The organism is Pantoea sp. X-Soil-YNGN-785 (genome assembly GCF_059730585.1).
Window position 1 is genome coordinate 2,402,967 of the sequence record NZ_AP035942.1, and the last position, 18,146, is coordinate 2,421,112.

Sequence of the window (18,146 nt, forward strand, 5' to 3'; positions counted from 1 at the left end):
GGTGATATGACAGATTTGTCCATTTCTGCATCAAACTTTTCCCGTTAGCATGATTGTGCTGCACACACCCGAACATCGAAAAATGACGTGTTCAGTATGAGAGAAACTCCGATTAGCCCGCCTCTGGCGGGCTTTTTTTGCTCTCCTGAGCCCGATGTAATGCGCGATGTCAGGGCTGGTCTAGACTTAAGGCACTGGAACAAAAGGAGTGAGTTATGTTTAAGCACAATACGAATGAAGAACGTAAGAAAGAAGGTGATGTCAGCAAAAGCCTGCCGGAAGCTGCGCCAAACGCGGGCAATGCCTATGAAGAAGATGATCATCCTGCCACTGATGCGCCGAAAGATCATGGTGAAGTGCCGCGCAAAAATGATGACAGCCAGGATGATAAAAAAGATCCTTACAAAGCAAGTTGATGTGCAAGAGGCGCGCCCTTTGGGCGCGCTGGATACTGTTGCTTAAGTAAACCTCAGGGAAGCGGTACGCCGGTATTCCCAGACCAGGAAAGCTTTGTGTAATATCGTTTCTCACCGCTTCGTTACCTTCCTGTTTTACTATGGCAAAAATCCCCTGACAGACTGTTCACTAAACCCTGAGGGTTTATTTTCGAGCAGCCAATTGTGTTCAATTTCCGTAAATTGACCATGCCATCCAGCCTCAGTTAACTGTAAGTAAAGCGGGTATGCATTGTGTTCATGAATCGGTGACGCTGAGTGTTGTACTATCTGCTCTGGCTGACTTACTCACAGGTCCGTAACCATGCCTTAAGGGCGCAGATTAGCCGGGAAAATAATAACGAGAGTGGATGCCATGAATAGATTAATAATTGCTCTGAGCGTAAGCCTGCTGAGCGGATGCGTGGATATGGGCCGGATTGGATTGCACCCGGAAACGAAGACCGCCTGGTTCGACGGTCATCCTTATCAGGTTGAATCCTGCCTTACCGAAATGGCACAGAATCAGCGGGCTTATCTGGAGCAGGATGATCCGCTGACAGATGGCACGAAGCGATATAACCTCGAAAAGGATGATGAAACCGTCGCCTGGATTGAAATTGCCAGGTTCAGCCATCATCAGACCAGCGCAACGTTTTATTACGATCCAAAAGCGCCGGATATCAGCGCACTGGTTTCAGCAATGATTACAAACTGCAAAACCATGCGTTAGCGGCATCGCCGGACTGGTCGCTGGTCAGGCTATTTAGCCGGTTCACAATCATAGAGCCCCCGTATGCGGATCTGACTCTGACTGGTGCGGACGATTTGCGCCCTTAACATTCCTTTGCCCTCCAGATTCGTCAGCTCCATGTCTATCATGCCCGGCGCTTTGCTGTTTTTAACCAGCAACTTTATCGTGGCGTTGTCGTAATCGCCCTTCTCTTTAGCAAACGTCACTTTCTGGGTTTTTGCACGTTCCCCGTTCACTGAGAACCAGCCACTTTTAACGGTTTTAAGATAGAACGGTCCGCACTGCGTGGCAGCAAAGGCTGAAGCCGATAAGCTGATTAACGATGCGATAAGGATGAGTTTTTTTAGCATGAGGAGGCGTCCTGCTGATGGGTAGTGAGGTGTTGGATTGACTGTGATGGAAAATAAAATCCTTACTTAACTTTTTATAACAAGGAGTATAGCCAAGGCAGCATGCAATAAAGATAAATGAATGTCGCCAGCAAAAAAGTTCCGCCACTTTGATCACTAAACTTGCCATATCGCCACTATCAGGCCTGAAGAAAACTAAATGATCAGGTAAAATATCGGTGCGCAGAGAAGCTGCGGCCTGATAGGACTATCAGGTCTTAATCTGTCAGTGACTATGAACAAATTAAATTTTTGCTCCAACGAATAAAAAACCCGCCGAAGCGGGTTTGCATTTTGCTCAGGAGTTCTCTAACTCCTCCTGAACCTCAAAAAACCTTTGCCTGAACTTCAAAGGCTCTCTTATGTATCTTATAGGGGCATGTGCAGCGCCTACATCGCTAATGATTAGCGTTCCATAACCTAACATCCGACCAATGATGCCCTGCTTTACTTGCAGACTGGACACTTTTTTTATTGGAATTTCTACTGTGTCTCGTCGAATCAAGCCAGACTTGGCTATTAGTCGCTTGTTTGTAACACCAGCTTCATTTGATCTGATAATCAGATAACCCAGAGGGATTAACAGGAACCCAACAATAGTTGTCACGCCCAGAATTACCCCCCAAATTAACCATGGCAACCATGCCCACAATGTTACCTGGCCACGATACAGGACAGCTTCATTTCCAACCAAATTCGAATCAATATATGACATTCCGTTATCCCCAAAGCAATGAAGTCAAGAATATTAACACTTTCTAATTATTTTGGAATACTTATGGGAAAATTCCCATTGAGATTAATAAATTTAACTTAATTCTGTTGAGCTATCTAAGCTTTTCAGTTGGTTTATGTTGGTCTGCATTGCCTTAACGTTAATATCTGCCCCATAGGGATCAAAGAATGTAAAGGTGATCAGGTTGAATTGGAGAGCCTGTGGCAGGCTAGTTATGCAACTTAAAGGTAATAATGTAATAAGGAAGAGTATCTTCAGAACTTATTTAGCTTTCTTACCAGTGGGGATGACGAGCGACGTGATGAGAAAAAATATCCTCCCGCGTTAATTTAACCAACAGCCGTCTGAATTTTACTAATGAACAGCATTCATCAGGGCAGATATGAACCGGCGCATTAAAACGCGAAAGCCTTCGTCATCGAAAAGCCCGCCGCACATTCTGATGCTGCATAACCCCTGTAGGTGCAAACCCGGGCATCGTCCCTTCGCAAAGGGGTTATCCCATTGCCCAGAAGAGATACCGGGTTTATTGCACCTGAATGTAAGAGCCATACGACCAGCTCTCACTCATCAACACGAAAATGAGCGATCTTGTGCTACATACGTGCTTCATCAAAGTGGCAGTATTATAAACCTTAACAGCTTCAGACAGTTACCCGCCTAAACCTGCATATTCATAATTTCGCTATACGCCGACACCAGCTTGTTCCTGACCTGAATACCCATCTGCATGGAGATGGATGATTTCTGCAGATCGACCATCACATCATTCAGCGCGATGCCGGGTTTACCCATTTCAAAATCCTGAGCCTGGGTGCGTGCGGTGGTCTGCGTTTCGCTTATCTTATCCAGCGCCGCTTTCATGGTCGCACCGAAATCGATCTGATTAGTGGCTTCACTGCTGCGGTTACTGGCCTGCAGTGAGGTCGCCTGAAGCTGCTGAAGTACGCCGTCAATTGCCTGAATGGACATGAACGATACCTTATTAAAGAGGATGACATTTTTGATGTGAGGAAAAGTTAGCACGTTGTCAATGAGACAAAGCCGCTAAATGACAGCAAAAAACCTACCTTATCCAGCCATCGAATTTTGCTTATCACCTAATAATGCCTGGCATTGAAGTGGAAATTTTATCTACGCAGGTCAGGGAGTCTGTTTTGCCATCTCAACTTACCCGGTCAATTACGTCAGGCAGGAATCGGTCATGAATGCGAGCACAGCCGCCACAACAGAACAAGAAAAGAAAGGCTTCGGTGACCTGCTCGCTCGCCTGCGCGCAAATCCGCGTATTCCTTTAATCGTCGCGGCGGCTGCCGTGGTGGCGATCGTGATCGCGATGGTGCTGTGGGCGAAGCAGCCCAGCTATAGTGTCCTTTATAACAACCTCACTGATGAAGATGGCGGCGCCATCGTCACCCAGTTGACGCAGATGAACATTCCCTACCGCTTTGCCGAAAATGGCGGCGCACTGATGGTGCCGGAAGCGAACGTGCATGAGCTGCGTCTGCGTCTGGCTCAGCAGGGTCTGCCAAAAGGCGGCTCGGTGGGCTTTGAGCTGCTGGATAAAGAGAAGTTCGGTATCAGCCAGTTCAGCGAGCAGGTTAACTACCAGCGCGCGCTGGAAGGCGAACTGGCCCGCACCATCGAATCACTGGGTCCGGTCAAAAGCGCCCGCGTTCATCTGGCGATGCCAAAACCAACCTTATTTGTGCGTGAGCAGAAAGCGCCATCCGCCTCTGTCACCTTAACCCTGCAGCCTGGCCGTGCGCTGGATGAAGGCCAGATTCAGGCCATCGCCCACATGGTTTCAAGCAGCGTCGCCGGTTTACCGCCGGGCAACGTCACCGTGGTCGATCAGACCGGTCGCCTGCTGACCCGTTCTGATAACGCCGGTCGCGATCTGAATGACGCGCAGCTGAAGTACTCTTCTGAAGTTGAAGCACGCTACCAGCAACGTATCGAAGCGATCCTGAATCCGATTCTCGGCCAGGGCAATGTGCATGCGCAGGTTACCGCGCAGATTAACTTCGACACCGCCGAGCAGACCGACGAGAAATATCAGCCTAACGCTAACCCGTCGAACATGGCGATCCGTTCGCGTCAGACCAGCACCAGCGACCAGTCAGGCAGCCCTTATCCGGGTGGCGTGCCAGGCGCACTCTCTAACCAGCCAGCGCCAGCCAACACCGCGCCGGTCACGACGCCAAACAACAATGCGGCCAACGGTCAGGCCGCGAATGGTCAGAACAATGCGGCGAACAACGCTAACCAGACCACCAGCACAGCAGCAGCGAGCTCAGCACCCACCAACTCGCGTCGTGACGACACGGTGAACTACGAACTGGATCGCTCCATTCGTCATACCAAAGTTAACGTCGGCGACGTACAGCGTCTGTCGGTTGCGGTCGTCGTGAACTTCCGTGCAGATGATAAAGGCAAAGCGGTTGCGCTGAACGAGCAGCAGCTGAAGCAGATTGAAGACCTGACCCGCGAAGCGATGGGTTACTCCCAGACGCGTGGCGACAGCGTCAACGTGGTGAACTCGCAGTTCAACACCACTGAAACAGTGACCGCCGATCTACCCTTCTGGCAACAGCAGTCCTTCTTTGATCAGCTGATGAACGCCGGTAAGTGGCTGTTGATTGCCCTGGTAGCCTTTATTCTCTACCGCAAACTGGTTCGTCCGCACCTGGTTCGTAAGCAGGCCGCCGAGAAAGCTGCTGCCGAAGCCGTTGCTGCCCGCGCCGCTGCACAACAGCCAGAAGAAGAAGCCTTTAATGTACAGCTCAGCAAAGATGAGCTGGATCAGGAACGTAAGTCTAACAATCGCATGAGCGCAGAAGTGATGAGTCAACGCATCCGCGACATGTCAGAAAACGATCCGCGCGTTGTTGCGCTGGTGATTCGCGAATGGATGAGTAAAGAGCTATGAGTCTGACCGGAACCGAAAAAAGCGCCATCCTGATGATGACCATCGGCGAAGAGCGCGCTGCGGAAGTTTTCAAACACCTGAACCAGCGTGAAGTACAGCACCTCAGCGCGGCGATGGCCAACATGCGTCAGGTGTCACACAAGCAGCTGACTGAAATATTGCGTGAGTTCGAAACCGATGCTGAGCAGTTTGCTGCATTGAGCCTGAACTCCAACGAATACCTGCGTTCGGTCCTGACCCGGGCGCTGGGCGAAGAGCGTGCCTCCAGCCTGCTGGAGGACATACTCGAAACACGCGAAACCACCAGCGGGATGGAAACGCTCAACTTTATGGAGCCGCAGGCGGCCGCCGACCTTATCCGCGACGAGCATCCACAGATCATCGCCACCATCCTGGTCCACCTCAAGCGTGGCCAGGCCGCCGATATTGTGGCGCTGTTCGACGAACGTCTGCGTCACGATGTGATGCTGCGTATCGCTACCTTTGGTGGTGTGCAGCCAGCCGCGCTGGCCGAACTGACCGAAGTGCTGAATGGCCTGCTGGATGGCACCAACCTCAAGCGCGCGAAGATGGGCGGCGTGAGAACCGCAGCCGAGATCATCAACCTGATGAAAACGCAGCAGGAAGAGGCGGTTATCGAAGCGGTACGCGACTTCGATGGCGAACTGGCGCAAAAAATTATCGACGAGATGTTCCTGTTCGAAAACCTGGTGGAAGTGGACGACCGCAGCATCCAGCGCCTGTTGCAGGAAGTGGAGTCCGAGCAGCTGCTGGTTGCACTGAAAGGTTCCGAACAGCCTCTGCGCGAGAAGTTCCTCAAGAACATGTCAGCCCGTGCGGCCGATATCCTGCGCGACGATCTGGCCAACCGCGGTCCTGTACGTATGTCCGCAGTGGAGAACGAACAGAAAGCGATCCTGCTGGTGGTACGTCGCCTGGCCGAATCGGGCGAGATGGTGATTGGTGGTGGCGAGGAAACCTATGTCTGATGCATTTTCTGCCCGCCCCTGGCAGCTGTGGCAGCCTACTGATTTAGGCCGTTTTGACGAGCCTGAACCGGAGCTGCAGCCAGAAATTTACGAAGCTGAAGACGGCGTGGATGAGCAGCAACAGCAGCTCGAACGTCTGCAGCAGCAGATGCGCAAAGAGGCGCAGGGCCAGGGTTACAACGAAGGCTATCAGCAGGGTATGACCGAAGGTCAGAAAGCGGGCTACGACGCCGGTTTTCAGCAGGGACTGGCCGATGCCCAGCAGCAGCAGGCGCCACTTCAGGCGCGGATGCAGCAGCTGGTGACGGAGTTCCAGAACACACTGGAGTCACTGGACAGCGTGATTGCTGCCCGTCTGATGCAGCTGGCGCTTGAAGCGGCTCGCTCGGTGATTGGGCAGGCCACTACGGTAGATGGCACCGCCCTGCTGCGCCAGATTCAGGGTCTGCTGCAGCAGGAACCGATGTTCAGCGGCAAACCGCAACTGCGTGTTCACCCGGACGACTTACAGCGTATTGAGCAGACTTTAGGTCCGACGCTGGACCTGCACGGCTGGCGGCTGATCGCAGACAGCACCCTGCACCCTGGCGGCTGCAAACTCAGCGCTGAAGATGGCGATCTGGATGCCAGCGTCGCAACGCGCTGGCAGGAACTCTGCCGCCTTGCCGCGCCGGGAGAAATCTGATGACCACCCGTCTGAACCGCTGGCTGGGCTCGCTCGACGCCTTTGAAAAACGCATTACCCAGGTGCAGCCAGTGCGCCGTTATGGCCGCCTGACCCGCGCGACCGGCCTGGTGCTGGAAGCGACCGGTTTACAGCTGCCGCTGGGTGCGACCTGCATCATCGAACGCAACGATGGCAAAACCATCAGCGAAATCGAAAGTGAAGTGGTGGGATTCAACGGTCAGAAACTGCTGATGATGCCACTGGAAGAAGTGGACGGCATTTTACCGGGTGCGCGGGTCTATGCGCGTCAGAACGGCGACAACCCGCAGGCGGGCAAACAGCTGATGCTGGGGCCGGAACTGCTGGGTCGCGTGCTCGACGGTAGCGGCCGACCGCTGGACGGCCTGCCGTCGCCGGATACCGGCTATCGCGCACCGCTGATCACCCCGCCGTTTAACCCGCTGCAACGGACGCCGATTACCGACGTGCTGGATACCGGCGTGCGTGCCATTAATGCCCTGCTGACGGTCGGTCGCGGGCAGCGTATGGGTCTGTTTGCCGGTTCAGGCGTGGGGAAAAGCGTGCTGCTCGGCATGATGGCGCGCTACACCAAAGCGGACGTTATCGTGGTCGGTCTGATTGGCGAACGTGGCCGCGAAGTTAAAGATTTTATCGAAAACATTCTGGGTGCTGAAGGCCGCGCCCGTTCGGTGGTCATTGCTGCCCCGGCGGATGTGTCGCCGCTGCTGCGTATGCAGGGTGCCGCTTACGCCACCCGTATCGCTGAAGATTTTCGCGATCGCGGCAAGCATGTGCTGCTGATTATGGATTCACTGACCCGCTACGCCATGGCGCAGCGTGAGATCGCGCTGGCGATTGGTGAGCCTCCGGCGACCAAAGGCTACCCGCCTTCCGTGTTCGCTAAACTGCCTGCGCTGGTTGAGCGTGCCGGTAACGGCATCGACGGCGGCGGTTCGATCACCGCCTTCTATACCGTCCTGACCGAAGGCGACGATCAGCAGGATCCGATCGCGGACTCCGCGCGCGCCATCCTTGACGGTCACATCGTGCTGTCGCGTCGGCTTGGCGAAGCGGGTCACTATCCGGCTATTGATATCGAAGCCTCGATCAGCCGTGCGATGACCTCGCTGATCGATGAGAACCACTATGCGCAGGTGCGCCAGTTTAAGCAGTTGCTCTCCAGCTTCCAGCGTAACCGCGATCTGGTCAGCGTCGGGGCCTACGCCGCCGGCAGCGATCCGATGCTGGATAAAGCCATCAGGCTCTATCCGCAGATGGAAGCCTTCCTGCAACAGGGCATCTTTGAGCGCAGCGATTATGACGACGCCAGCCTGCATCTGCATGCGCTGTTTGGCTCGTCTCAGTAATTAACGCGAGGTAACGGCAATGAAAACTGCAAATGCCATTGATACGCTGCGCGACTTAGCGGAGCAGGATCTCGAACGTGCCGCCATCTATTTAGGCGATATGCGCCGCGGCCAGCACGCCGCTAACGAGCAGCTGACGATGCTGCTTGATTATCAGGACGAGTATCGCAACAAACTTAACGATGACATGTCGTCCGGCATCGCCAGCACCCGCTGGACGAACTATCACCAGTTTATTCAGACGCTGGAAAAAGCGATTGAGCAGCATCGCAACCAACTGAATAACTGGAATCAGCGACTGGAGCAGGCGCTGATCAACTGGCGCGACAAACAGCAGCGGCTGAACGCCTATCAGACCCTGATAACGCGGGCAGCGGAAAATGCATTACGACAGGAAAACCGTCTCGATCAGAAACGGATGGATGAATTTGCCCAACGGGCCGCATCGAGGAGAGGCGAATGATTACGCTGCCACACATTGGCATAAAAGCGGCGGCTAAAACCGACGCGGAACCATCAGGCGCGACGGACCTTGCAGCAGGGGCTGATGCCCTGCCAAAGGACTTTCTGACCACGCTGGGAAATCAGCTGGCAGGCCTGGCGAAGCAGCAGGGAAAAGCGGCACAATCCGCTGATGTAAAAGCAGAAACTGTCGACGACGCCCGAGCGAAGGCGCCGCTGAATGCGCTGATGGCGGCGCTGGATAATCCTGCTGAACTGACCGCCCTGTTTAAACCGGAAAATACTAAAGCTGGGTCAAAATCAGCCGATGATAAAGACAAGCCGGAGGCCACACTCTTAAGCGCCAGTGACATGCAGAATGTGCAGGCCCTGTTCGCCATGTTACCGGGTGCGGTGACGCCAACAGCGACACCTTCGACGCCGGTCAGCAGTGAAGCAGGTGAGCTGATTGCCCAGACCGACACCGGCCGGAAAAGTCAGACCTCGCTGACACAACTGTTGAACAGCGCACAGCAGAGCCCTGCGCCGGGTAAAGATGAGAAGCACGACGCTAAAAGTGCCACACAGAACTCACCAGCCGTGAACAGCACTGCCAGTCAGAGTCAGCCCGCCGCGCAAAGTACGACCAGCAGCGGCCTGACGCTTGACAGCAGTTTCCAGCAGGCGCTGAGCAATATGGTGAAGCAGGATGATCAGAGTGCGATCAAAGCCAGCACCAGCGACAACGCGATCAGCGCCACACCGTTCGCCAGCGCCAGCAGCCTGCCCGCGCCGGTGACCGCCTCCGCGACCAGCAGCACCCCGTCCACCCCGATGCTGAATTCACAGCTGGGCAGCGACGAGTGGCAGCAGGCGCTGAGTCAGCAGATTGTGATGTTCAGCCGCAACGGCCAGCAGAACGCGGAGTTGCGTTTACATCCGGAAGACCTTGGCGCTATCCAGATCAGCCTGAAACTGGATAACGATCAGGCACAAATTAGTCTGGTTTCCAGCCATAGCCACGTCAGATCGGCACTGGAAGCCGCGATACCGCAGCTGCGCAGCGCGCTGGCAGAGAGCGGAATCAACCTGGGCGAGAGTCAGGTGAGCAGTGACAGTTCCGCGCAGGGCCAGCAATTCCAGCAACAACAGGAGGCGCGCCGCGATGGACAGCATGGCCGCTTCTCCCTCACCCAGGACAGTGACACCGACATTACGCCGATCGCCGTTCCCGCTGCCCTTCAGGCTCGCGTTAGCGGCAACAGCGCCGTCGACACTTTCGCCTGACAGCGGCAAACGCTGAAGGTAAGCGTAAAACCCGCGTCTTTTCTACCCATTGGTTTGACTTAAGACGCGGATAATCTGTCCCGTGAGCCGAGAGGCTTGCCCATAATTCACAGGAAGTAACTGCACCATGTCTGATAACGCGAAAGCAAAAGGCAGCAAACGTAAAATCTTAATACCAGTGTTGATCATTCTGACGCTGGCCGCTTGCAGCGTGGCAGGCTATGCAGTCTGGCGAATGATGAATAAACACGAGGGCGATAAGCCTGAGGTGGCGAAAGTTGAACCGCCTCCCGCTCCGGTCTTTTTTGCACTTGATACATTTACGGTTAACCTGGTCAATCCCGACAACGATCCTGACCGCGTGCTTTACGTAGGCTTTACCCTGCGTCTGGCCGATGAGGAGTCCCGGAGTCGGATGAATGACTATCTGCCTGAGGTGCGCAGCCGTCTGCTGCTGCTGCTCTCACGTCAGAGTGCTGCGGCGCTGGCGACAGAGCAAGGAAAACAGGCGCTTGTTGAACAAATCAAACAGGCGCTGACACCTCCGCTGGTAAAAGGTCAACCTCCGCAGGCCGTAAACGACGTGCTGTTTACTGCCTTCATTTTGAGGTGAATCAATGGGCGATAGCATTCTCTCCCAGGCTGAAATTGACGCCCTTTTAAACGGCGACAGTGGCAGCGCGGAAGAAGAAAAGAAACAAAACGGGCCGGAGGGCGATATTCGCCCTTACGACCCGAATACCCAGCGCCGCGTGGTGCGCGAGCGTTTGCAGGCGCTGGAGATTATTAACGAGCGTTTTGCCCGTAGTTTCCGTATGACGCTGTTTAACCTGCTGCGCCGCAGCCCGGACATCAGCGTCGGGGCGATCAAGATTCAGCCGTACCACGAGTTTGCCCGCAATCTGCCGGTGCCAACCAACCTGAATCTGATCCACCTGAAACCGCTGCGCGGCACGGCGCTGGTGGTGTTCTCACCCAGCCTGGTGTTTATCGCCGTCGACAACCTGTTTGGTGGTGACGGACGTTTTCCGACGAAAGTCGAAGGCCGTGAGTTTACCCATACCGAGCAGCGCGTTATCCGCCGCATGCTGAAGCTGGCGCTGGATGGTTACAGCGACGCATGGAAGGCTATTTATCCACTGGACGTCGAGTATGTACGTTCAGAGATGCAGGTGAAGTTCACCAACATCACCACTTCACCGAACGACATCGTGGTTAACACGCCGTTCCAGGTGGAGATTGGTAACCTGGTGGGTGAGTTTAATATCTGCATCCCGTTTTCAATGATTGAACCGCTGCGCGAGCTGCTGGTGAACCCACCGCTCGAAAACTCCCGTCAGGAAGATAACCACTGGCGCGATAACCTGGTCAAACAGGTGCAGCACTCTGAGCTGGAACTGATTGCTCACTTTGCCGAAACGTCACTGCGTCTGTCACGGATTCTGCAGCTGAAACCCGGTGATGTGCTGCCGATTGAGAAGCCGGAACGCATTATCGCCCATGTCGATAGCGTCCCGGTATTAACCAGCCAATATGGCACGATGAATGGGCAATATGCGCTCCGTGTCGAACACCTGATTAACCCGATTCTGAATTCGCTTAACGAGGAACAGCCCCATGACTGACAGTAATAAACCGTCTGACGATATCTCTGCGGACGATCTGTGGGCTGAAGCGATGAACGAGCAGGTCGGCAGCAGCAGCAGTGCGCCGCAGACCGATGACGTCTTTAAGTCATTCGACAGCGGCAACGTTGCGGGATCGCTGCAGGATATCGATCTGATTATGGATATCCCGGTAAAACTTACCGTCGAACTGGGCCGCACCAAGATGACCATCAAAGAGCTGCTGCGCCTGACGCAGGGTTCGGTAGTCGCACTGGATGGCCTGGCAGGTGAGCCGCTGGATATCCTGATCAACGGTTACCTGATTGCACAGGGTGAAGTGGTGGTTGTGAACGACAAATATGGCGTTCGTATCACTGACATCATCACCCCGTCTGAACGTATGCGTCGCCTGAGTCGCTAAGAGTCACATTATGAATAGCCAGAATCAAACGCTGCAACCGGCTGCACCGCACGCACAGGCGATTTCGACCGGTTCAATGCTGGCCCAAGTCAGCAGCGTGTTAGCAGTGATTATTTTATTGATTCTGGCCTGCGCCTGGCTGGCACGCCGTGCCGGCTTTGCGCCGAAAAAGGTCAGCGGTCAGGAGCTGAAACTCACGGCCAGCGTCTCAGTGGGCCAGCGTGAGCGGGTGGTGATTATCGATACTGCTGATGCGCGTCTGGTGCTGGGCGTCACTGCCCAGCAGATTACTCATCTGCATACGCTGCCGCCGGGTGAGCCGGTCGCTGTGACGCCATCTGACCGTGCGCCACAGGATTTTCGTCAGCTGTTACAGAATCTGGTTAAACGTCCCGGAAAACCACAATGATGCGTCGACTGCTTCCTTTATTGCCACTGCTGCTACTGGCACCGGTTGCCCATGCCCAGCTGCCGGGCCTGGTGAGTCACTCGCTGCCTAACGGCGGTCAGAGCTGGTCACTGCCGGTTCAGACACTGGTCTTTATCACTGCGCTGACCTTTATTCCGGCCGTGCTGCTGATGATGACCAGCTTCACCCGTATCATCATTGTGTTTGGCCTGCTGCGAAATGCCCTGGGCACGCCTTCGGCACCGCCTAACCAGGTGCTGCTCGGTCTGTCGCTGTTTCTGACTTTCTTTATTATGGCGCCGACCTTCGACAAAATTTATCAGGATGCCTATCTGCCGTTCAGCCAGGACAAGATCAGCATGGATGTGGCGATTGATAAAGGTGCCCAGCCGCTGCGCGAGTTTATGCTGCGTCAGACCCGTGAAGCGGATTTAGCCCTGTTTGCCCGTCTGGCAAATACCGCGCCAATTGCCGGTCCTGAAGCGGTGCCCATGCGTATTCTGCTGCCCGCCTATGTGACCAGCGAGCTGAAGACCGCGTTCCAGATTGGCTTTACCGTGTTTATCCCGTTCCTGATCATCGACCTGGTGGTCGCCAGCGTGCTGATGGCGCTGGGGATGATGATGGTTCCGCCAGCGTCCATTGCGCTGCCGTTTAAACTGATGCTGTTTGTTCTGGTCGATGGCTGGCAACTGCTGGTCGGTTCACTGGCGCAAAGCTTCTACTCCTGATCCCCCTTTTCTTACCGGAGCACGACATGACACCCGAATCAGTAATGGTAATGGGACAGGAAGCGATGCGCGTCGCCCTGATGCTGGCCGCCCCGCTGCTGCTGGCAGCCCTGGTCAGCGGTCTGCTGATTAGCCTGATCCAGGCCGCGACCCAGGTCAACGAACAGACCTTATCCTTTATTCCTAAGATCCTGGCGGTTGCGACCACCGGTATCATTGCCGGCCCGTGGATGCTGAATCTGCTGCTGGACTATATCCGCACCGTCTTTACCAACCTGCCTTATATCATCGGCTGATGATTACTCTCGACAGCAGCCAGCTGGTTCAGTGGGTCAGCCAGTTCTTCTGGCCACTGGTGCGTATCATGGCGTTGTTCGCCACCGCACCCATCCTCAATGAACGATCCGTCAGCAAACGTGTCAAAATCGGACTGGCCGTGATGATCACCTGGCTGCTGATGCCGCTGTTACCTGCTGTCAATGTGACCCTGTTTTCTCCTGCCGGATTCTGGCTGCTGATCCAGCAGATGCTGATTGGTATCGCACTGGGCTTTACCATGCAGTTTGCGTTTGCGGCTGTGCGCCTTGCCGGGGAAGTCATTGGTTTGCAGATGGGCATTTCGTTCGCCACCTTTTTTGACCCTGGCAGCCGTCTTAACATGCCGGTGCTGGCCCGTTTTCTCGACATGCTGGCCATGCTGCTGTTCCTGACCTTTAACGGACATCTTTGGCTGATCTCACTGCTGGCGGACAGTTTTCATACGCTGCCGATTGGCGGTCACCCGCTAAATGCGAACGCATTTATGGCGCTGGTGAAATCCGGCGGATTAATTTTCCTTAATGGCATGATGTTAGCGCTGCCCTTAATCGTTTTGTTACTCATGGTAAATCTGGTACTGGGTTTGTTAAACCGTGTTTCACCACAGTTATCAATCTTCGCAATTGGCTTCCCGATTACCTTATCAGTCGGAATTTTAACCATCAGCCTGCTGATGCCCCTGCTGGCCCCGTTCTGTGAGCATTTGTTCAGTGAAATATTTGATTTACTCGCCCTGTTTCTGACAGAACTATCCCGCCCCTGAACATTAAGTTTCTAACTACCTTCGCTCAGCGACACTTAAGTATCACAAAACCATCCGTGCATTTTCCGAACCATGTTTTCCAGAATGCAACTAAGGAAATTCTGATAAATGTGCTGAGAGTCTGAAAATAATTCTTATTAAACCGGGCTTCGCGTATTTTAGTTGGGTGGTTCACAGAAGCTGTCAGACTGTGAATGTGCAGGCAAAACCGGCAATGCACTGAATTTAAAAGAAAAAAAACTTTAAGTGATTTTTCTTGTTAAAAAATGTTTTTTCCGGCATTGTCATCGCACGCTGAGACATCACACTTTCGTAAAACAAATGTTTTTGAGAATTGTCCTATCAGAAAACTTCCTGTTTTCAGGGATAGTGACACAGGTCTCAAAAAATGCGCTTTACTGAATCTCCGGCACTTCACTGGCATTCCCCGCCATTGCCGGAGAATGTGTGATGTCATGGCAGCACAAATTTTTTGCAGAACGGGTCAGGGATGAAGACTTTTACGGGCGTTTGCCTGTTGCCACACTGCACGAGCAGAATAAAAAAGTACCTAAGAAATCTCTCTCGTACCGCAACGCGTATTCATCGTTGATTTAAACGGATAACAAATTGGTGAGGGTCGCTATTATGCCAACTATTATTATGGATTCCTGCAACTACACACGCCTGGGATTATCAGACTACATGTCTTCAAAAGGAGTTAAGAAGAAAAATATCTCTTCTGTCTCCGATATTGAGCAACTACAGCAAAAATGTGAGCAATTAAATCCTGGTGTCGTCTTTATTAATGAAGATTGTTTCATTCATGAGTCAGATTCCAGTGAACGTATCCGCAGTATTATTACGCAGCATCCTGATACGCTGTTCTTTATATTCATGGCGATTAGTAATATCCATTTTGAGGAATATCTCTACGTTCGTAAGAACCTGATTATTACATCAAAATCGATGAAGACATCGACCCTGGATTCCTTACTCAGCACCTATTTGCAGAAGAAGCTTAACCAGTCTGCGCGCATCTCTTCGGGCATGGATGTTCACCCGCTGACGCTGAGCCAGACTGAGTCAAACATGCTGAAGATGTGGATGTCAGGTCATGACACCATTCAGATCTCAGATAAAATGCAAATTAAGGCCAAAACGGTATCGTCACACAAAGGTAATATTAAACGCAAAATCAAAACCCATAATAAACAGGTTATTTATCATGTGGTGCGTTTAACCGATAATGTGACCTCGGGTATTTACGTTAATATTCGCTGATCGTCAGACCTGAAGAACCGGCCTTAATGGCCGGTTTTTTTTGCGCTGAATTGGGAGCCAGGTCTCACTCTTGCCGCTAAGCCTTTACGCTCTTTTGCCGATGTTAAGCCTTATAACAACAGCCTTAAGAGAGCAAGGATATGAACACTGCATTAGATAATGATGGACAGAAAAGCGCTGGCATCTGGCAGAATCTCCGCCTGGTACCGCTGTTTAGCCTGATCTTCGGCGGCATTTTGCTGCTGTTCGCACTCTGTATTGGTGTCGCCAGTTACTTTCTGATTTCAAGCAACCACTCCCTCGATGATGCCACGAACGAAATTCAGGTTCGTATGGGCCTCGCTAACAGTTCTAACCATCTGCGTACAGCACGCCTGACCATTATTCAGGCCGGTGCCGCCGCGCGTATTGGTGACATGGACGAATTTCGCGCCAACGTGGCGGCGGCTGAAAAACGTATTCAGCAGGCTAAAGACGGCTTTGCTGTCTATCAGGCACGTGAAGTGAAGACCCCCGCTGACATGGAACTGGATACCACGCTGCAGGCACGCTTCAACGATTACATCAATAAAGGCCTGATACCGATGATCAACGCCGGTAAACAGGGCAGCTTTGAGGGCATTATCGCCCAGGAGACGGACGTTACCCGCAAGCTGGATGATGACTATAACGCGGTGTTACTGAAGGCGATCAAAATCCGTACTGACCGCGCCAGTGCGATTACCGCAGAAGCCGATCGTCAGTCGCGCATCGGTTTTATCTCGATGGCTGTGGCGTTTAGTGCCGCACTGGTGCTGGTCCTGATGACCTTCGTCTTCCTGCGCCGTGTAGTGATTAACCCGCTGCGTCAGTCTGTGCTGCGCATTGAACGCATTGCACAGGGTGATCTGACCTCTGCTCCCCTGCCCTTTGGCCGCAGTGAGATTGGTACATTGATCCACAATCTGCAACTGATGCAGCAGGCGCTGGTGACCACCGTCGGAACAGTTCGTGAGGGTGCCGTCGCGATTTATCAGGGCTCCAGCGAAATCTCCGCCGGTAACACCGATCTCTCTTCACGCACCGAGCAGCAGGCGGCAGCACTGGAACAAACCGCTGCCAGCATGGAACAGCTCACCGCCACGGTTAAACAAAACGCCGAGAATGCCCATCACGCCAGCCAGCTGGCCGCGGATGCCTCTGGCAAAGCGCGCAGCGGGGGTGATCTGGTTAATAGCGTGGTGAAAACCATGACCAACATTTCCGGCAGCTCGAAGAAAATCGCTGAGATTACCAACGTCATTAACAGTATCGCGTTCCAGACCAACATCCTGGCGCTGAACGCAGCGGTTGAAGCTGCGCGTGCCGGAGAACAGGGTCGCGGCTTTGCGGTGGTAGCAAGCGAAGTGCGCAATCTGGCCCAGCGCAGTGCGCAGGCGGCTAAAGAGATTGAATCCCTGATTGCTGAGTCGGTTACGCTGATTAATGACGGGTCGCATCAGGTTGGCGCAGCGGGCAGCACTATGGGTGAGATTGTCGAGGCGGTACGTCGCGTCACCGATATCATGTCGGAGATCGCAGCGGCATCGGACGAACAGAGCCGGGGTATTCAGCAGGTGAGCCAGGCGGTCACTGAGATGGACAACGTCACTCAGCAGAACGCCTCACTGGTGGAAGAAGCCTCTGCGGCAGCGGCCTCGCTGGAAGATCAGGCGGGCAAACTGACACAGGCGGTGGCGGCATTCCGTCTGCAGGATTCGCCTGCCACGAAAAGTGTGGCCGCGCGCGTCACTTCACCAGCCAGAACACCCGCTCTGACACCGCGTCCGGCGCTGGCCACCGGTAGTGATAACTGGGAAACCTTCTGACGCCATGCTGGTAAGCATCAGCGACTGTCATCAACGGCAGCGGCGCTGAATGCAAAAAGCCCCGTTACGCTATACGTAACGGGGCTTTTTTATGCACGTCAGGCTCAGGCGTCGTGGTAAGGCTCGACGAAAATGCCATCCGGCTGCTGCGTTTCATTAAAAAACCAGATGCCGAGTGGATAGTCTTCCAGCGCGACCAGAAACATAGTGCCTTCGTTAAACGGCTCCACAGCCAGAATGGTGCCAACGCGACGCGGGCCGCCATCGGTTTTGACGCTGACGCGGTCATTTACCTTCATTTCGGTTCTCCTGATTATTTACTGCGTACAGTCTAAACGAAGAACCGGCGCGATGCAGCGCGTTAGCGACGGGCAATGACCCAGACGGCATGAACGATACCAGGGATATAACCACAGATCGTCAGCAGAATATTCAGCCAGAAAGCACCACCAAAACCGACCTGCATGAATACGCCCAGCGGTGGCAGCAGAATTGCGATAATAATTCTCAAGATGTCCATAACCATTCCTTTAGGTATTGAAAAAAATCAGCTTTATCATCAACTATAGCTGAATCTGCTCTGTTCAGGGGCAAAGTCAGGTAAATCTGAGTAAGGACCATTTTTGCAATTTCTTAACATTTCACCGCAAGACTTCATACGCGCCTGGCCTTTACACTCCCTCTACTGCACCACCCCCATAGGTGCAGCCACAACCTAAAGTAACAAGGATTTTGCCCGCGCAGCGCGGGCTTTTTTTCGCCTGCGATCT

The 18,146-nt window shown here is 53.5% G+C and carries 22 protein-coding genes; 17 read left to right on the plus strand and 5 right to left on the minus strand.

Going from position 1 to position 18,146, the window contains the following annotated elements; genetic code table 11:
- Positions 1 to 215 precede the first annotated feature (215 nt).
- Together AC6I8E_RS11230 and AC6I8E_RS11235 are read left to right on the plus strand one after the other, a co-directional pair.
- Complete coding sequence (locus tag AC6I8E_RS11230) at positions 216 to 416, plus strand: hypothetical protein (protein WP_010247636.1); 201 nt, start codon at positions 216 to 218, stop codon at positions 414 to 416.
- 394 nt (positions 417 to 810) lie between these two features.
- Entirely contained in the window at positions 811 to 1,167 is a 357-nt protein-coding gene (locus AC6I8E_RS11235; RefSeq protein ID WP_497823982.1) for a hypothetical protein, read from the plus strand.
- Between the two features lie 29 nt (positions 1,168 to 1,196).
- Here the strand turns inward: AC6I8E_RS11235 and AC6I8E_RS11240 are convergent, their stop codons facing one another.
- The 3 genes from AC6I8E_RS11240 to fliE form a co-directional block, all read right to left on the minus strand.
- Positions 1,197 to 1,538, minus strand: a complete 342-nt coding sequence (locus AC6I8E_RS11240; protein ID WP_497823983.1) for a hypothetical protein — start codon at positions 1,536 to 1,538, stop codon at positions 1,197 to 1,199.
- Between the two features lie 337 nt (positions 1,539 to 1,875).
- The gene (locus AC6I8E_RS11245) at positions 1,876 to 2,292 is read right to left on the minus strand and encodes a PH domain-containing protein (protein ID WP_033733050.1); all 417 of its coding nucleotides are present in this window, start codon (positions 2,290 to 2,292) and stop codon (positions 1,876 to 1,878) included.
- A 681-nt stretch (positions 2,293 to 2,973) separates the two neighbouring features.
- Entirely contained in the window at positions 2,974 to 3,285 is a 312-nt protein-coding gene (fliE, locus tag AC6I8E_RS11250) for a flagellar hook-basal body complex protein FliE (protein ID WP_013358280.1), read from the minus strand.
- A gap of 232 nt (positions 3,286 to 3,517) precedes the next feature.
- Between fliE and fliF the strand changes: the two genes are divergently transcribed.
- The 15 genes from fliF to AC6I8E_RS11325 all read left to right on the plus strand — a co-directional run bounded on the left by fliF (position 3,518) and on the right by AC6I8E_RS11325 (position 17,376).
- Positions 3,518 to 5,245, plus strand: coding sequence for a flagellar basal-body MS-ring/collar protein FliF (gene fliF / locus AC6I8E_RS11255; protein ID WP_497823984.1), 1,728 nt, complete (start codon positions 3,518 to 3,520; stop codon positions 5,243 to 5,245).
- Positions 5,242 to 6,234, plus strand: coding sequence for a flagellar motor switch protein FliG (fliG, locus tag AC6I8E_RS11260; RefSeq protein WP_013358282.1), 993 nt, complete (start codon positions 5,242 to 5,244; stop codon positions 6,232 to 6,234). The genes fliF and fliG overlap by 4 nt, the downstream gene beginning before the upstream one ends.
- A complete protein-coding gene (fliH, locus tag AC6I8E_RS11265; protein ID WP_013358283.1) occupies positions 6,227 to 6,919 on the plus strand; it encodes a flagellar assembly protein FliH in 693 nt (230 codons plus the stop codon). Before fliG ends, fliH begins: the two co-directional genes overlap by 8 nt.
- A complete protein-coding gene (fliI, locus tag AC6I8E_RS11270) occupies positions 6,919 to 8,289 on the plus strand; it encodes a flagellar protein export ATPase FliI (RefSeq protein ID WP_013358284.1) in 1,371 nt (456 codons plus the stop codon). The genes fliH and fliI overlap by 1 nt, the downstream gene beginning before the upstream one ends.
- 19 nt (positions 8,290 to 8,308) lie before the next feature.
- Positions 8,309 to 8,752, plus strand: a complete 444-nt coding sequence (gene fliJ, locus AC6I8E_RS11275; protein ID WP_003854478.1) for a flagellar export protein FliJ — start codon at positions 8,309 to 8,311, stop codon at positions 8,750 to 8,752.
- Positions 8,749 to 10,017: a flagellar hook-length control protein FliK gene (locus AC6I8E_RS11280; RefSeq protein WP_497823985.1), complete on the plus strand. Its 1,269-nt coding sequence runs from the start codon at positions 8,749 to 8,751 to the stop codon at positions 10,015 to 10,017. The genes fliJ and AC6I8E_RS11280 overlap by 4 nt, the downstream gene beginning before the upstream one ends.
- A gap of 127 nt (positions 10,018 to 10,144) precedes the next feature.
- Positions 10,145 to 10,630: a flagellar basal body-associated protein FliL gene (fliL, locus tag AC6I8E_RS11285; protein WP_013358286.1), complete on the plus strand. Its 486-nt coding sequence runs from the start codon at positions 10,145 to 10,147 to the stop codon at positions 10,628 to 10,630.
- Positions 10,631 to 10,634: 4 nt separating this feature from the next.
- Complete coding sequence (fliM, locus tag AC6I8E_RS11290; RefSeq protein ID WP_013358287.1) at positions 10,635 to 11,642, plus strand: flagellar motor switch protein FliM; 1,008 nt, start codon at positions 10,635 to 10,637, stop codon at positions 11,640 to 11,642.
- Positions 11,635 to 12,045 carry a flagellar motor switch protein FliN gene (gene fliN, locus AC6I8E_RS11295; RefSeq protein ID WP_033783392.1) on the plus strand — a complete coding sequence of 137 codons (411 nt, stop codon included), beginning with the start codon at positions 11,635 to 11,637 and terminating at the stop codon, positions 12,043 to 12,045. The genes fliM and fliN overlap by 8 nt, the downstream gene beginning before the upstream one ends.
- Positions 12,046 to 12,055: 10 nt before the next feature.
- Positions 12,056 to 12,454, plus strand: coding sequence for a flagellar biosynthetic protein FliO (gene fliO, locus AC6I8E_RS11300; protein ID WP_013358289.1), 399 nt, complete (start codon positions 12,056 to 12,058; stop codon positions 12,452 to 12,454).
- The gene (gene fliP / locus AC6I8E_RS11305) at positions 12,454 to 13,185 is read left to right on the plus strand and encodes a flagellar type III secretion system pore protein FliP (protein ID WP_031593200.1); all 732 of its coding nucleotides are present in this window, start codon (positions 12,454 to 12,456) and stop codon (positions 13,183 to 13,185) included. Before fliO ends, fliP begins: the two co-directional genes overlap by 1 nt.
- Positions 13,186 to 13,211: 26 nt before the next feature.
- The gene (fliQ, locus tag AC6I8E_RS11310; RefSeq protein WP_003854466.1) at positions 13,212 to 13,481 is read left to right on the plus strand and encodes a flagellar biosynthesis protein FliQ; all 270 of its coding nucleotides are present in this window, start codon (positions 13,212 to 13,214) and stop codon (positions 13,479 to 13,481) included.
- Entirely contained in the window at positions 13,481 to 14,266 is a 786-nt protein-coding gene (fliR, locus tag AC6I8E_RS11315; RefSeq protein WP_013358290.1) for a flagellar biosynthetic protein FliR, read from the plus strand. The genes fliQ and fliR overlap by 1 nt, the downstream gene beginning before the upstream one ends.
- A gap of 627 nt (positions 14,267 to 14,893) precedes the next feature.
- Positions 14,894 to 15,529 (plus strand): transcriptional regulator RcsA, encoded by a 636-nt coding sequence (gene rcsA, locus AC6I8E_RS11320; RefSeq protein WP_013358291.1) that lies wholly within the window; start codon positions 14,894 to 14,896, stop codon positions 15,527 to 15,529.
- A gap of 140 nt (positions 15,530 to 15,669) precedes the next feature.
- Positions 15,670 to 17,376: a methyl-accepting chemotaxis protein gene (locus AC6I8E_RS11325; RefSeq protein ID WP_013358292.1), complete on the plus strand. Its 1,707-nt coding sequence runs from the start codon at positions 15,670 to 15,672 to the stop codon at positions 17,374 to 17,376.
- 104 nt (positions 17,377 to 17,480) lie between these two features.
- Here the strand turns inward: AC6I8E_RS11325 and dsrB are convergent, their stop codons facing one another.
- Entirely contained in the window at positions 17,481 to 17,675 is a 195-nt protein-coding gene (gene dsrB / locus AC6I8E_RS11330) for a protein DsrB (protein ID WP_497823986.1), read from the minus strand.
- A 62-nt stretch (positions 17,676 to 17,737) separates the two neighbouring features.
- Positions 17,738 to 17,896 (minus strand): YqaE/Pmp3 family membrane protein, encoded by a 159-nt coding sequence (locus AC6I8E_RS11335; protein WP_013358294.1) that lies wholly within the window; start codon positions 17,894 to 17,896, stop codon positions 17,738 to 17,740.
- Between the last annotated feature and the right edge of the window lie 250 nt (positions 17,897 to 18,146).

What these genes read in the sequence shown, in the direction of transcription:
- AC6I8E_RS11230 (WP_010247636.1), top strand. Translation starts at nt 216, where the DNA reads ATGTTTAAGCACAATACGAATGAAGAACGTAAGAAAGAAGGTGATGTC.
- AC6I8E_RS11235 (WP_497823982.1), top strand. Translation starts at nt 811, where the DNA reads ATGAATAGATTAATAATTGCTCTGAGCGTAAGCCTGCTGAGCGGATGC.
- AC6I8E_RS11240 (WP_497823983.1), bottom strand. Translation starts at nt 1,538, where the DNA reads ATGCTAAAAAAACTCATCCTTATCGCATCGTTAATCAGCTTATCGGCT.
- AC6I8E_RS11245 (WP_033733050.1), bottom strand. Translation starts at nt 2,292, where the DNA reads ATGTCATATATTGATTCGAATTTGGTTGGAAATGAAGCTGTCCTGTAT.
- fliE (WP_013358280.1), bottom strand. Translation starts at nt 3,285, where the DNA reads ATGTCCATTCAGGCAATTGACGGCGTACTTCAGCAGCTTCAGGCGACC.
- fliF (WP_497823984.1), top strand. Translation starts at nt 3,518, where the DNA reads ATGAATGCGAGCACAGCCGCCACAACAGAACAAGAAAAGAAAGGCTTC.
- fliG (WP_013358282.1), top strand. Translation starts at nt 5,242, where the DNA reads ATGAGTCTGACCGGAACCGAAAAAAGCGCCATCCTGATGATGACCATC.
- fliH (WP_013358283.1), top strand. Translation starts at nt 6,227, where the DNA reads ATGTCTGATGCATTTTCTGCCCGCCCCTGGCAGCTGTGGCAGCCTACT.
- fliI (WP_013358284.1), top strand. Translation starts at nt 6,919, where the DNA reads ATGACCACCCGTCTGAACCGCTGGCTGGGCTCGCTCGACGCCTTTGAA.
- fliJ (WP_003854478.1), top strand. Translation starts at nt 8,309, where the DNA reads ATGAAAACTGCAAATGCCATTGATACGCTGCGCGACTTAGCGGAGCAG.
- AC6I8E_RS11280 (WP_497823985.1), top strand. Translation starts at nt 8,749, where the DNA reads ATGATTACGCTGCCACACATTGGCATAAAAGCGGCGGCTAAAACCGAC.
- fliL (WP_013358286.1), top strand. Translation starts at nt 10,145, where the DNA reads ATGTCTGATAACGCGAAAGCAAAAGGCAGCAAACGTAAAATCTTAATA.
- fliM (WP_013358287.1), top strand. Translation starts at nt 10,635, where the DNA reads ATGGGCGATAGCATTCTCTCCCAGGCTGAAATTGACGCCCTTTTAAAC.
- fliN (WP_033783392.1), top strand. Translation starts at nt 11,635, where the DNA reads ATGACTGACAGTAATAAACCGTCTGACGATATCTCTGCGGACGATCTG.
- fliO (WP_013358289.1), top strand. Translation starts at nt 12,056, where the DNA reads ATGAATAGCCAGAATCAAACGCTGCAACCGGCTGCACCGCACGCACAG.
- fliP (WP_031593200.1), top strand. Translation starts at nt 12,454, where the DNA reads ATGCGTCGACTGCTTCCTTTATTGCCACTGCTGCTACTGGCACCGGTT.
- fliQ (WP_003854466.1), top strand. Translation starts at nt 13,212, where the DNA reads ATGACACCCGAATCAGTAATGGTAATGGGACAGGAAGCGATGCGCGTC.
- fliR (WP_013358290.1), top strand. Translation starts at nt 13,481, where the DNA reads ATGATTACTCTCGACAGCAGCCAGCTGGTTCAGTGGGTCAGCCAGTTC.
- rcsA (WP_013358291.1), top strand. Translation starts at nt 14,894, where the DNA reads ATGCCAACTATTATTATGGATTCCTGCAACTACACACGCCTGGGATTA.
- AC6I8E_RS11325 (WP_013358292.1), top strand. Translation starts at nt 15,670, where the DNA reads ATGAACACTGCATTAGATAATGATGGACAGAAAAGCGCTGGCATCTGG.
- dsrB (WP_497823986.1), bottom strand. Translation starts at nt 17,675, where the DNA reads ATGAAGGTAAATGACCGCGTCAGCGTCAAAACCGATGGCGGCCCGCGT.
- AC6I8E_RS11335 (WP_013358294.1), bottom strand. Translation starts at nt 17,896, where the DNA reads ATGGACATCTTGAGAATTATTATCGCAATTCTGCTGCCACCGCTGGGC.